Genomic DNA, 13,393 nt, shown 5'->3' on the forward strand with positions numbered 1-13,393 from the left:
TGTAGGACGATCAATCCATGTTGATCCGCGGACCTGTCGCCCCGTTCAGCAATCGCTTCAAGTGGAAGCTCGCAAGCTGGTCCTCTGCGCGCCTGCCAACTTCAGCAGCGAACGAGGTGAGGGCACCAGGGTCGCCGGCTTCCAATTTGGCGAAGGCCGCGAGGTAATCCTTTGTCGCGAGGTCGTCGCATTGCTCAGGCCGCAGTGGCTCGAAAGCGCGCAGCGACTCCGTTCGTCCTCTCAACACGAGGTCACCCACCGGCCGCCCTCGGAAATTCGCAACTTGCCTCGCGACGCTCTCGCTCACGCAAATACGGGTGCCTAGTTGCTTGTTGGCGACTTCCAGCCGCGCCGCGATATTGATGGTGTCGCCATAGGCGGAGTAGTCGAAGAAGCGGGCGCCGCCGAAATTGCCGACGATAGCCGGCCCGGCGTGGACGCCGATGCGGGTGGGGCCGAGCGCCACGCCCCTGGCGCGCCAGCCGGCGCAGAAGTCTTCCGAAAAGTCGTCGAGGTCAAGCGCGCAGGCGACGGCGCGGGCGGCATGGTCGGGCTGCTCGCGCGGCGCGCCGAAGAGCACATGCAGTGCGTCCCCGACGATCTTGGCCACCGTGCCTTCATGGTGGAAAACGATGTCGGTCATGCCGGCGAGGTACGCGTTGAGGAGTTCGCCCAGTACCGCCGGGTCGAGCGTTTCCGCCATCGCTGTGAAGCCGGCGATGTCGGTGAACAGCGATGCCACCTCGCGTCGCTGCCCGGCAAGCTCGCCAGCGTCGCCGGCGAGCCGTTCGGCGAGGTTGGGCGAGAAGTAGCGCGACAGCGAGGCGTGCGCACGCTCGGCTGCCATCTGCTTGCCCCGCGCCTCGCGCAAAAGGGCAAGGTGCCTCAGCGTCTTGGCGATAGTCGTCTCCAGGTCGGCGAAATCGATCGGCTTCATCAGGAAATCGAAGGCACCCCGGTTCATCGCCGTGCGGATGTTGGCTATGTCGCCGTAGGCCGACACGATGATGGTCGACAAACGCTCCTCAGCGTCCTGGAGCTTCGCAAGCAGCGACAGCCCGTCCATGCGCGGCATGTTAATGTCGGTAACGACCATTTCGATGTCGGGATTGGCGGCGATAACGTCGAGCGCCTCAACACCGTCGCGGGCGAACAGGAAGGAAACTTCGCCAGCATGGATTTGGCGGCGGAATTTCTGCAGGACCAGCGGCTCCAAGTCCGGCTCGTCGTCCACGACGAGGATCAGCGCCATCATGCCGCGAACTCGACGCGGACGTCGATCTCGCCGCGCAGCGCGACGAAGTCGAGCGGCTTCGTCAATAGCGCCTCGGCGCCGTTCTCCAGCGCCTTCCTCTTGGTCTCTGCGTCGCCATAGGCGGTGATCATGATCACGGGCACATCGGGACGCAACGCCTTCGCTTTAGGGAGAAGCTCCAGGCCGCTCATGCCCGGCATGTTGATATCCGACAGGATCAGGATCAGCGAGGCGCTTTCCGCCGCCTCGATCACCTTGAGCGCCTGCGGCGCGGAAAGGGCGAATGCCATGTCGAAGCGCCCTACCTTTAGATCGCGCCGGAACTGCTGCCTGAACAGCACCTCGACATCAGGCTCGTCGTCCACGATCAGGATGAGCAGACTCAAGCGTTGCCTCCTGCTTTGGCGAGCGTCGCGGCCCCGCGCGGCAAAACGATGCGGAATTCGGTGAACGCTCCCAGCTCGGTGTCGACCTCTATGGTGCCCGCGTGCTGTTTCACGACGATGTCGTGGCTCAACGATAGGCCGAGCCCCGTCCCTTCGCCTGCCGGCTTGGTGGTGAAGAACGGGTTGAACATTTTTTCTTTCACGTCCGGCGGGATGCCCGTGCCGTTGTCGCGGATTCTGATCTCGACCGCATCTCCCAGGCTTTTCGTCGATGCCGCCAACACCGGTTCGTAGCCGGTTTCGCCTTGACCCGCGCGCCGCTTCGTCGTCGCGTAAAAGCCGTTGGAGATCAGGTTCAACAGCACGCGAGTGATCTCCTGCGGAAAGAGATCGACCTCTCCAGCAACTGGATCGAAATTCCTTTCCAACATGATGTTGAAGCTGTTCCCCTCGGCGCGTGCGCCATGATAGGCTAGGTTCAAGCTCTCCTCCACCACCGCGTTGATGTCGACCGGACGGTGCTCGCCCAAGCCCGAGCGCGAGTGGAGCAGCATGTTCCTGACGATCGAGTCGGCGCGCTTGCCGTGCTGCACCACCTTGTCGAGATTGCCTTTCAGCATATCCGACAACTCGTCGATCTCCGCGCGGGTTTTGTCGTCAAGCGCCACGCCTTGCAGCGCCTCGCGCAGCTCCACGATCAAATCGCCGGACAGCGAGGCAAAATTGTTGACGAAGTTGAGCGGGTTCTTGATCTCGTGAGCTATTCCCGCCGTCAGCTGGCCGAGCGAGGCGAGCTTTTCGGTCTGCACGAGCCGATCCTGGGCCATGCGCAGGTCTTCCAGCGAGCGCGTCAGTTCCTCCGTGCGGGCCTGCACTTCATCGAACAAGCGCACATTCTCGATGGCGATACCGGCCTGGTCGGCGAAGGTTTCGACCAGCTCGATCTGTCTCGAGGTAAAATCCCGCACCTCCGCGCGGGTCAGCGCGAATACGCCGACCGGCGCGCCCTCGCGTAAAATCGGGACGCACAGGATCGTCCGATAGCCGCCGAGCTTCTGAAACTGCGTCGCGCCGTATTCCGGGTCGGCGAGCACGTCGGAAACTTGGATGGTCCTCGCCTCGAGCGCGACCCGCGACGTCACCGAATAGCGGCCGGGCCTGAACGGATTTGCTCTGGCGAAGGCTTCCAGCGCCGGAGGGTTGCGGTAATTTGCCGACCAGCGGTAGGCATCGCCGTCGCGCTTGAAGATGACGCCCTTGTCGGCGTCGCAGAGCCGCGCCGCCGATTCCACCAAAGTGTCGAGCACCGGTTGCAGGTCGAAGGTCGAGCGGCTGATGGCTTTCAATACATCCGCCGTCGCGGTCTGCTGCCGCAGCGACTCGCTTAGCTCGGCTGTGCGCGCCTTGACCTCATCGAACAGGCGGACATTTTCAATGGCGATCACGGCCTGGTCGGCGAAGGTCTTCAGAAGTTCGACTTGCTTAGCGGCAAGAAAGCCCGTCTCAGCACGCCCGACTGCTATGCAACCGATGGGCAGGCCGTCACGCAGCATCGGCACGGCGACAGCACTGCGCAGGCCCGAAAAAGCCGCCGCGGCGCGATGCGTGAATTCACTATCCAAGGTGAGGTCCGGGATCTGCGCCACGTCGAGATAGAGAATTGCCCGTTCGGCAGCGCTGCCGCGAGTAGGTGCCACGGGAAAGGTGTTGCGCACGATCTCAACGCTTTCTTCGGTGATGCCGTGATGCGCGACGAAATGCAAAAGCTCGCCGTCAAATCTGTAGACAAAGCAGAACTGAGCTTCGCATAGACGGGCGGCGCTTTGCGCGATCATATTAAACACTGGCTGCCCATCGGTGGGCGAGCGGCTGATAACGCTAAGCACATCGCTGGTCGCCGTCTGGTACTCCAGCGCCTCTGTGGCCTCCCGTGTCCGCTGCTGCACCTCCTCGAAAAGGCGGACGTTCTCGATCGCAATTACGGCCTGGTCGGCGAACGTCTGCACGAGTTCGACCTGCTTGTCGCTGAACGCGCCTGGCGTGCGACGGGGCATGGCGAAGACGCCGATCGCTTCGCCCTGCCGCAACAGCGGCACGGCAAGCATGGCACGATAGCCGGCGCGGTCGCGGGCTTCGGAAAACGTGAATTCCTTATCCTCAAGCGCGTCGGCGACATTCACGACCGCCTTGGTCAGCGCCGCCCGTCCCGTGAACGTCTCGCGTCCCGGTTTGATCGGATGGGTTCGCACGAACTCCAGGTATCCAGAGGGCGTGCCGTGGCTCGCCTCGGGAGAGAAGGACCCATCGCGCGCCAGAAATATGAGGCCCATTTCGGCATTGCAGAGTCGGCACGCGGAAGCGATCAACGTGTCGAGAACTGTGCCTAGATTGAAGGCAGAGCGGCTGATGACTTTGAGCACGTCGGCCGTCGCCGTCTGCTGCTGCAGCGCTTCGGTTAGCTCGGCGGTACGCGCTTGGACCTCCTCGAACAGCCGCACGTTGGAGATGGCGATGACGGCTTGGTCGGCGAACGTTTTGAGCAGCTCGATCTGCTTGTCAGTGAAGGGTCGCATCTCGATGCGCCGGATCATCAGCGCTCCGACCGCTTCCCCGTCACGCAGCAGTGGGATCGCAAGGATGGTGCGAAAGCCGAGCCGGTGGGCCATTGCCCTACCCGTTGCAAAGTCTACACCCGCCTCGGTCAGGTCATGAACATGGACCGGTGCCCGGTCGAGCACCGCGCGGCCGGTGACCACGTCGCGGGCAACAGGCAGCCCGGCGTCGTCAACCTGGATTGGCCCATGATGCGCTCCGACCGCCAAACGATCGCCCTGCCGCAGATAGATGGTCGCGTCATGGGCATCGCAGAGACGTGCGGCGCTTTCAGCGACGGCGTCAAGAACCGGTTCGATGTCGGTGGGCGACGCCGCGATTACGCGCAGGATGGAGCCCGTCGCGGTCTCGCGCTCCAGTGCCTCGGTCACTTCGCGATTGCGCGCCTGCACCTCGTCGAAAAGGCGCACGTTCTCGATCGCGATGACCGCCTGGTCGGCGAAACTCTCCACAAGTTCGATCTGGCGTTGTGAGAACGGCCCCACGGTCCGCCTCGCCATGCCGAAGACACCGATCACGTCTTGGCCTCGCTTGAGGGGGACCGAAAGGGCTGCGCGGAAATGGCCCATACTTGCTGCTTCTTGCCTTTTGTATTCCATATCCTTGGACACATCGGGCACATGAATGGTTGCTCCATCGAGAGCGGCTCGACCTTGAAATGTCCCGCGCCCGATCGGGTGTGGATGGCTTTCCTCAAAAGCGCGAAGTTCATCGGTCCAGCCGGTGCCGGTCATGACCCGTAGCCAATCGCCATCACGCAGCGAGATCGCGCCCATATCCCCGCCAGCCAGGTGGATCGCCGAATCAAGCAGCGTCGTCAATACGGGTTGAAGGTCGAACGCAGACCGGCTGATCACCTTGAGCACGTCGGCCGTCGCCGTTTGCTGAGCCAGCGCTTCGCTGAGTTCGGCTGTCCGCGCCTGCACTTCTTCGAACAGCCGCACGTTCGAGATGGCGATCACGGCCTGGTCGGCGAAGGTCTTCAGCAGCTCGATCTGCCTGTCACTGAACGGTCTCACCTCTCTTCGCCGCAGGCTGATCGCCCCGATCGCTCTTCCATCGCTCATGAGAGGTGTCGCCAGAATCGTGCGGAATCCGTAGTGAATGGCCATTTCCTGGCCTGCCGCGAATTCGGCCCCGGCCTTGGAGAGGTCTTCGACCTGCACTGTCCCCGCATCGATCACGGACCGCGCCATTACCCGGTCGCGCTCCAGCGGCCACGGCGCCTCATCAACCGCGATCGGGCCGGAATGAGCACCGAGATGGAGCATATCGTCCTTCCTGAGCCGGATGATCACGTCATAGGCGTCGCAAAGACGGGCGGCGCTCGCCGCCACGGCGTCAAGGACCGGCTTAATATCGGTCGGCGACGAGGCGATGACCCGAAGCAGCTCGCCGGTCGCCTTCTCGCGTTCGAGGGCTTCATTAAGCTCGCGCGTGGTGACTTCGAGTTCGCCGTGTGATTCCCGCATGTGGAGGTTCTAGCCTTCGCACCGCTACCCACTAAGTTGGGAGACGAACCATAGGCAGAAGAAAGCTAAAAATACTAGGTCACCGACGGTCGATCGATTCGTCCCCCTTCGCAGCGAGGAAGATCGGAAGCCCGACTCTCGAAGTTTTTCCCCACCGATAGAGCGGTTCGCCAGCAATCGGAACCTTTAGGCACTCCTGCTGGGGGCCTGCGTGGGCTTGATCGCGACCTCATGTATCTATGAGCAATGTCAGGTGTTGACGCAAGGGGACGTCCAGGGTGGTCGCCTGCAAGGTCTGCTACCGGGCCGCAGCAAAGAGATCACCTCAACGGCCGGGATAAGGCGCAAAGCCGCCATTTCTCAATGAAAGAGAAAAGCCCGCCGCAATTCACCCGCCAGAACGGCGGTGTCGAGCAGGCAGAGGGGGCGATAACGCGATGTCTTCTTCCTCAAGGGGGCGGCTCCCCTTCTCGGCCAGTCGCTTACGCCTCTGTTCGCGGAAGGCGAAGCCACATCGCGTGATGCCATAGAAGAACAGGCCAAAAATCAGCCCCAGTGGCACCGCGCCGAACAGCATCGGCTTTAGCACCGGTTCCCACAGTTGCGAAATTGAATGGGCTTGGAACATCTCACTCAGATGCGCTGGCGGGCCGTTTCGCACGTGGCCGTTCAACATGATCTTGCCGGCCTCCCAGGACGCTCCCGCAACAAGCGGGAATGTCAGCGGGTAGGCGCAGAATGCGCCTCGAAAAATATTGAAGCGAGCGTGAGAACGACCGGCGCGGCCACACATAAGTGCGTAAGCGCTCGAAGAGACCATCAGGATTTCGGCGTCTAAATAGCATCCCCTGCCCACCTTAAAACGCAGTCTGAAGTTGATGCATTGTCGTCTCGTTGAAAAGCAACCTTTCCGCTTTGTTCTGAATTTGGATCAGCCAAGAGCCGCGTCGAGAATTGCAAGTACGATCGGGCACCGCCTTGCCGGTGAGTAATAACTTCAGTCCACCTGGTGGACGCCCCGCGCCGGTTAGGGCGCGGGCCATTTCCAGCTATTGACTGATAACGATCCGCTGCCTGTCACGATTCTGGGCATAGGTGCCCTTGTCATAAGCGGTCTGCGCCTCAAGCTGGTCTTTGGTGAAATTGGTGTAGAGATAGCGATTGCCGTCCTTGTCGGCCATGAACTTCAGCTTCTCAAGGCCCACGGCCACCTGTTTTTCGCCCACGCCGAGGAAACCGCCGCCGTCGACGATCACGGCATCCTTCTTGTCGGGTGCTTAGAACCACTGGTGCGCAGGCGCATCGAGTCGGCCTGAGCGTATTGCCTAACCCGCAAATCCTGACGCGCGATCCTGGAGCGTACGCATGATCGCTTCATAGACGCTTGCAATCTCTTGATCGATCTCCTCGTGCGTTATGCCTTGGGCCTCTGCAGCCCGCACAGCGTCAGCCGCGATGGTGGTTACGACAAGGGCCGGGTCGTCAATTCGTGACGGCACATGGTCGAGAATCCATTTGCGGAGAAAGTCGGCGGCGCGCCTGCTCATATTCTGTCTGCTTCAAGCCGAGTCAAAATCAGCGACTTCCTCGGCCGCCTCCTGGATGCCCTGCGCGGCGGCCCGCTCGAGCCAAAGGCGGCCAGCCATCTGGTTGCGCTCTCCGGCAAGACCTCTGGAAAGATATCGACCCAGCATGAGTTGGGCCTGTCCGTGCCCGCATTCGGCGGCGGCAGCGAACCATTTCTGCGCCGCCACATGGTCCATGGGCAGGCCCTCGCCGGAACTGTGCAGTGCCCCCAGCGCAAACATAGCCCCAGCATGACTGTCGGCGGCGGCCCGTTCGAACAGCTTCACGGCGGCCTCCGGCAAGCGCTTGCCGCCGTCCCCGTTGAGCAACATCTCCGCAAGTGCCACTTGCGCGTCGAGCACGCCGCCTTCGGCTGCCTCGGCAAACCAGGCGCGGGCGTGATCCGCGTCGGCAGCCACGCCACGCCCATCCCTGAGGATGCGCCCATACATGTATTGGGCCTCGGCCACGCCTTCGGCAGCGCGTCTTAGCCATTGCGCAGCCTGGCCTTCGTCCTGGCGTACACCGACACCTTTGGTGAAACAGAGCCCTAGATTGAACGCAGCGTTCAGGTCGCCCGACAAAGCGGCAGCCTCGAACCATCTGGCTACACTTGCAGTATCTGCCGGCTCACCAGCCCCTCCAAGCACAAGGTTGGCCAGGTCTACTTGTGCTGCCTGGTTCCCGCTGTTTGCGGCAGTACGCAGCCAGCGTGTCCCCTCTTTCTCATCCTTGGCAACACCGTTTCCCGTCAAGTAGAGAGAGGCCAGTGCGCGCGCTGCAGCCTGGTGACCCGCCTCGGCGGCCCGTCGATACCATGTTGCGGCTTCTGCAAAATCCGGTGGCCGGCTCTTGGCGTTACGATCGCCCAGGAAGTAGGCTGCCTCGACGTTGCCGGCCAGCGCGGCACGCCGCGTCCACGCCTCCCCGGCCACGGGATCCCGGTCGACGAGGCTCCCGTCGATCAGCGCAAGCCCTAACCGGAATTGGGCCGAGGGAAGGCCTTTCTCCGCAGCTTGTTGATAAAGCCGCGCGGCGGCAGCAAGATCGCTCGTGACTCCGAACCCATGCTCGGTGAGGACCGCGAGAAGGTAGGTTGCAGTCGGCAGGTCGGCATCTGCCGCGCGCCGTACCTCGTCGGCAATCCTGCTCCGTTGTTCGGGCCTGCCGCGCCGGGCCAGCGAGAGGGCTAGGCCGAGACTTCCTTCGGCGCAGCCGGCTGCGGCAGACCTTTCGTACCAGCGCTGCGCGGCATCCGGATCCCGCATCGGCTCTGGGCCGCTGGCCAGAATGTAGCCGAGGATCGCCTGTCCCGTTGCCGAACCTGCCTCGGCCGCCTTCGTGGCAAAACCGAGCGCAGCAGCGAAGTCAGGTTCGCCAGTGCGATCTCGTTTAAAAAGGCTCTCTGATCCGGCACCCCGGTCGTCAGCATCCGCGGCCACCAGCCCGGCGACATAGAGGGCAGCCAGGAGCGCCTGCGCATCAGCGTTCCCGTGGTTCGCTGCCCGCAGCAGCCATCGCGTACCTTCCGTACGGCTCGCCGGCACGCCTGAACCTTCGAGATAGCAACGGGCGACCCTATACTCAGCATCGACTAGTCCCGCGCGTGCCGCGACCGCCAAGTGGGGAAAGGCTTCTGCGGGTCTCTCGCTGAGCTCGATTGCCCGGCGCAACGCCGCTGCCGGGAAGGCGCGAGCTGTCAGCCGGTTCAGGATTGTCATCGATGCGACCCTCCGTAGTCCAACCGCCCTAGGGTTCCCTCATCGCTTCCTGGCCGATAGGGAGCATCACGCCAAGAATGTATTTGAGCACGGTCCGCTGGCCGACCTTCACGTCTGCAGTCACCGGCATGCCGGGGCTGACCACGAACCCGGCGGGCACGTCGTGCAGCGCGACCTGGTCGATGGAAATCCGCGTGCGATAGAACGGCTCAGCATCCGAGGGCAGCATGGCGAGGGAGCTGTTCGGATCGCGCGCTTGGTCTCGCGCCGAGAAAGAATCGGGGCTGAGCGCTCGCACGGAGCCGTGAGCGAGGCCGTATTGGGAATAGGGAAAGGTGTCGAACTTGATGACCACGGGATCGCCGACATGAACGAAGCCGCTGCTCCGCCCGACGATGTTTGTCTCGATCTCAAGCGGCGCGTTGGCTGGCACCAGAGTTATCAAGCGCTCGCCAGACTGCAGAACCGAGCCAACCGAGACCTTCGCCACCGACTGGACGATGGCATCGACCTCGGCCTTCAGTTCGACCAATTGCTTGCGCAGCTTCGCCTTGTTAAAGAGTTCGCGGGCGTCGGACAATCGCGAGCTCGCCTCCGACAGGCTCTGCGAGACTTCCGCTCGCCAGCTCTGAATGTAGCCATTGCGGTCGGCAGCCGCGCCCGCCTGCTGGCGTTTAGCGGCTTCTGTTGTCTGCTCGGCATTGCTGAGCGAGCGGGACATTTCGGCCCAGTTGTCCTCGGCTAGGAGCGTATTGAGGCGACTTCCCACCTGTCTTGCTTCCAGCTGCTTGCGCATCTGTTCGATCGACGCCGCGACTTTGAGCCGCTGGCGGTAGCCGTCGGCATCAGATTGTGAGCGCGAGATCACGGAGCTCAGTTCGTCAAGCTGCCGATCAAAACTCTCAAGCTTGGCGTCATAGACCGCCTTACGGCGCTCGAAGATGGACGCCTGCAGGGTCCAACTCGGATCGAGACCGTCATAGTTGAAGGCTTGCCCGTCGGCCTCTGCCTTCAACCGAGCCACTTCGGCGTCAAGGGTCGAGACCTGCATCGCCAGCGACTGGAGGTCGGCTGAGGCAAAGGTGGCATCGAGGCGGGCGAGCAATTGACCGGCTCGCACATGCTGTCCTTCGCGCACGTCGATCGAGCGAACGATCGCCGTCTCCAGTGGCTGCACGATGACGTTCGGCGATTGTGAGACCACCAGTCCTCTGGTCGTCACCACCTGGTCGACCGGAATCAGCCCTGCCAATGCAATCAAGGCGATCACCAAACTCGAAATAACCCAGATGATACCCCGCGCCGCTCGCGGAATTGGCGCATTGGCGATCGCCGTCGACGGCCACTGGAATTCGAGGAGGGCCGGTGTCGTCGGATCGGTCGTTGTGGTTCGGTGCCAGCGGGCGGGGTGGATGGCGAGGGAGGTGCTGCGGCTCATGGCTTGCTATCCCATTCCACCGTTTGGCATGCCGCCTGGCGCTTCGGCGCTCGAGTGGACCGCCGATTTGCGGGCGATCCTTGCGCTCAATCGATCGCAGCGTGACATCGTCAATCCAACCGCGACGGTACAGCCACCGGGCGGCCGGCGCGGCCGTCGAGGTGCCGGTTCTGCTGCGACCACAGTTGCCTGTAGAGGGGGCATCGTTCGAGCAGGGTCGCGTGCGGTGCCACGTCGAGTACCCTACCCTGCTCCATTACCAGGATCTTATCACACTCCGTGAGAGAGGAGAGCCGATGCGAAACGATGATCATCGTGCGCCCGCTGGCGATGCGCATCAGGTTGTTGCTGACAACCGCTTCGCTCTCCGGGTCGAGTGCACTGGTGGCTTCGTCAAGGATGAGGATGGTCGGATTGTGGATGAGGGCGCGCGCGATCGCCAGCCGCTGCTTTTGACCGCCCGACAGATTGGGCGATCCTTCCTCGATGTAGGTGTCGTAGCCATTGGGCATTCGTTCGATAAATTCTTCGGCTCCGGCCAGATGCGCGGCACGCATGGCGTCGGAAAGCGTCAGCCCCGGGCGCCCGGCAATGATATTGTCGCGGATCGAGCCGCGGAACAGGAAATTGTCCTGGAGCACCACGCCGAGCCCCTGGCGCAGGTGGCGCAGGTTGAATTCCTTGAGGTCGACACCGTCCAGCTTGAGGAACCCGCTATAGTCGCGGTTGATCCCCTGCAGGAGACGCGCGATCGTCGATTTTCCTGACCCGCTGCGCCCGACAATACCGAACATGGTCCCTGCCGGAATGTTGAAGGTGATCCGGTCGAGCGCGGGCGTCTTGGTGCCGATATAGCTGAAGGTCAGATCGCTGAACGTAATCTCGCCGACGAGCCTTGGTCTCAAGCCGAGGGAATTCGAACTGCTCTCCAGCGGCCGGTTCAGGACAGATGCCGCCTCGCCGATCGCTGCCCCGACCTCCTCGTAGTCTTCGATCAGTCGTGCCATCCCGACGAGGGGTTGTGCGACGCGCTGGGAGATCATCATGAAGGCGAACAGGCCGCCTACCATGTATCCCGAACTGTCGTTCATCGCGAGATAGGCGCCGATCAGCATAGTGCCAAGCACCATGGCACGTTCGATCGGCGTAACCAGGGTCTGCGGCCAGCTGGCGAACTGGCCGAAGGCCAGGCGCGCCCTTCCCGACTCCGCCACCTGCTCGTCCCAAAGCGCCTTGCGTTGCGGCTCGAGACCAAGTGCCTTCACGGTCTTTATCCCGACAACAGTTTCGCCGAGCGCCGCCGATTTCCATGTCTCGGCTTCGATCACCCGCAGGTACCTGCGGCGCAGCGGTTTGAGGAAGGCGAGAATGATCAGCACGATCAGGCCTGCGCAGGCTATCACAATCCAGGCGAGCTTGGCGTTGATGTAGAACATCACCGGTATCAGCACGCACAGTGTAATCAGGTCGAGCAACGTGCTGAGCAGTTTGCCGGTCAGGAACTCGCGGATGCGATAGACCTGGGCGAGACGGTACATCGTCTCGCCGGCCGGATGACGCTCGAAATAGTCCAGCGGCAGGCGCAGGAGCCGACTGAAAACGTGCAGCTGCAGTTTGGTGTCCAGACGCGCGCCGACGACATTGATGATCAATCGCCGCGCGTGGCCCAAGAGTGTCTCGTAGGCGAAGACGACGGCGATTATAGCCGACAAGAGCAACAGGGTAGAGCCACTGTTGAACTGCAGCACCTTGTTGACGACCGTCATGACGATGAGCGGCGGCAGGATGGTAAGCACGCTGAGCGTGAAGGAGGCGATAGCGACGTCGCGCAGGGGTCGGCTTTCAAGCCGCACCAGTTCGACGAGCCAGCCGAGAGTGAAAGGCGCATCCGCCGCAACATAGGATCGCGCCTGTCGCAGCAGCACAGCCTCGCCCGTCCACACCTGCGACAGCCGCAACTCGTCGATCGCAGTGGCTTCGCCATCATCAGGCGCGTCCGCGCTTTTGAGGAAGACCAGGTTGCGCTCGGCACTCGCCCCCGTGAGGAGCCCCGCGCCCCCGTCGTTGAACAAGAGAACGACCGGTCCCGTGTCTTGAAAGCGCAAGAGGTGAGACCAGCGAATGCGGACGGCGCGCGACCACATGCCGCCGTTCCGCGCCCATTCAGACAGATCAGTGGAGCCTGGGAACGGGCTTGCGCTTGCCGCCCTGAACTCCTTCGGGTCGAGTTCGACCCCGTAATAGCGGGCGACCGCGAGCATAGCCTTGAGGCGCGGGCCGACCTGGTCAAACTCGGCGGGACCACCGGGAGTCCGCCCCGCTGCGCTCTCGCCGCCGGACTTGCCGGCCACGTCGGCTTCGGTGCCGGTGCGGATCTGGCCCGGCTGGGTTTCGGCGTTCAAAGGGATGCTCACCATGGACTTCCCTTCCGGCACGCAAGCGAAGGCGCAGTCATGCCCAGCGCAGACCGTCCTTTGCCCATTCGGAAATGGTGAACGCGCAGGCCTTGCTCTCTCGCAAAGCCCGCGCGGCCATTTCTTACCCTTGGACCGGCTTCTATCGTGGTTTGTCCGGTCACCATTCCTGCTCACTCATGTGGCTTCAGAATATCCTTCAGAGCCTTCTTCACTGTGTCGTCGGTGTTGGCGTAGCCGGCGCCCTGCTTGGTCTTGTCCGAGATCAGGTCGGTGCTTGCACCCAACGGCTTGTTCTGGTTCTGACTAAATCCCCTGATCGTGTTGAGGACATTCAGGAGGTCGGTCGTCACCGAACTGGCCGCCAGGCCGACAAGCTGCCGGAACGACGCATGGCTGACGGCACCACTGTCGGTCGAGCCGGATTGCAGGAACTGCGTCGAGTCCTTTAGGCCCAGCGTATTGGTCGTGACGTTGGCTTTGTGACCAGGGCCGTTTTCGGCATTGTTATGGTTCCCGGAATTACCA

At 62.5% G+C, this 13,393-nt stretch carries 9 protein-coding genes and 1 pseudogene; all 10 read right to left on the reverse strand.

The features are described from left to right. Nucleotides 1-10: 10 nt before the first annotated feature. The 10 genes and pseudogenes from AC1DZ8_RS29390 to AC1DZ8_RS29435 all read right to left on the reverse strand — a co-directional run bounded on the left by AC1DZ8_RS29390 (nucleotide 11) and on the right by AC1DZ8_RS29435 (nucleotide 13,218). The gene (locus tag AC1DZ8_RS29390; protein ID WP_477309606.1) at nucleotides 11-1,255 is read right to left on the reverse strand and encodes an adenylate/guanylate cyclase domain-containing protein; all 1,245 of its coding nucleotides are present in this window, start codon (nucleotides 1,253-1,255) and stop codon (nucleotides 11-13) included. Then, entirely contained in the window at nucleotides 1,252-1,641 is a 390-nt protein-coding gene (locus AC1DZ8_RS29395) for a response regulator (protein ID WP_477309605.1), read from the reverse strand. Before AC1DZ8_RS29395 ends, AC1DZ8_RS29390 begins: the two co-directional genes overlap by 4 nt. Then, nucleotides 1,638-5,726, reverse strand: a complete 4,089-nt coding sequence (locus AC1DZ8_RS29400; protein ID WP_477309604.1) for a GAF domain-containing protein — start codon at nucleotides 5,724-5,726, stop codon at nucleotides 1,638-1,640. Before AC1DZ8_RS29400 ends, AC1DZ8_RS29395 begins: the two co-directional genes overlap by 4 nt. Before the next feature lie 388 nt (nucleotides 5,727-6,114). Continuing rightward, nucleotides 6,115-6,546, reverse strand: coding sequence for a DUF2062 domain-containing protein (locus tag AC1DZ8_RS29405; RefSeq protein ID WP_477402062.1), 432 nt, complete (start codon nucleotides 6,544-6,546; stop codon nucleotides 6,115-6,117). Nucleotides 6,547-6,775: 229 nt separating this feature from the next. Continuing rightward, nucleotides 6,776-7,000: pseudogene (locus AC1DZ8_RS29410) on the reverse strand (PRC-barrel domain-containing protein); the annotation flags it as partial. Nucleotides 7,001-7,051: 51 nt separating this feature from the next. Further along, entirely contained in the window at nucleotides 7,052-7,273 is a 222-nt protein-coding gene (locus AC1DZ8_RS29415; protein ID WP_477311038.1) for a hypothetical protein, read from the reverse strand. A 12-nt stretch (nucleotides 7,274-7,285) separates the two neighbouring features. Further along, the gene (locus AC1DZ8_RS29420; RefSeq protein ID WP_477402064.1) at nucleotides 7,286-9,013 is read right to left on the reverse strand and encodes an SEL1-like repeat protein; all 1,728 of its coding nucleotides are present in this window, start codon (nucleotides 9,011-9,013) and stop codon (nucleotides 7,286-7,288) included. 28 nt (nucleotides 9,014-9,041) lie between these two features. Then, complete coding sequence (locus tag AC1DZ8_RS29425) at nucleotides 9,042-10,451, reverse strand: HlyD family type I secretion periplasmic adaptor subunit (protein WP_477311034.1); 1,410 nt, start codon at nucleotides 10,449-10,451, stop codon at nucleotides 9,042-9,044. Nucleotides 10,452-10,561: 110 nt separating this feature from the next. Next, the gene (locus AC1DZ8_RS29430; RefSeq protein ID WP_477402066.1) at nucleotides 10,562-12,868 is read right to left on the reverse strand and encodes a peptidase domain-containing ABC transporter; all 2,307 of its coding nucleotides are present in this window, start codon (nucleotides 12,866-12,868) and stop codon (nucleotides 10,562-10,564) included. Between the two features lie 170 nt (nucleotides 12,869-13,038). Further along, nucleotides 13,039-13,218, reverse strand: a complete 180-nt coding sequence (locus AC1DZ8_RS29435; RefSeq protein WP_477311030.1) for a hypothetical protein — start codon at nucleotides 13,216-13,218, stop codon at nucleotides 13,039-13,041. Nucleotides 13,219-13,393 lie beyond the last annotated feature (175 nt).

Source organism: Mesorhizobium sp. P2_F7 (assembly GCF_056403695.1).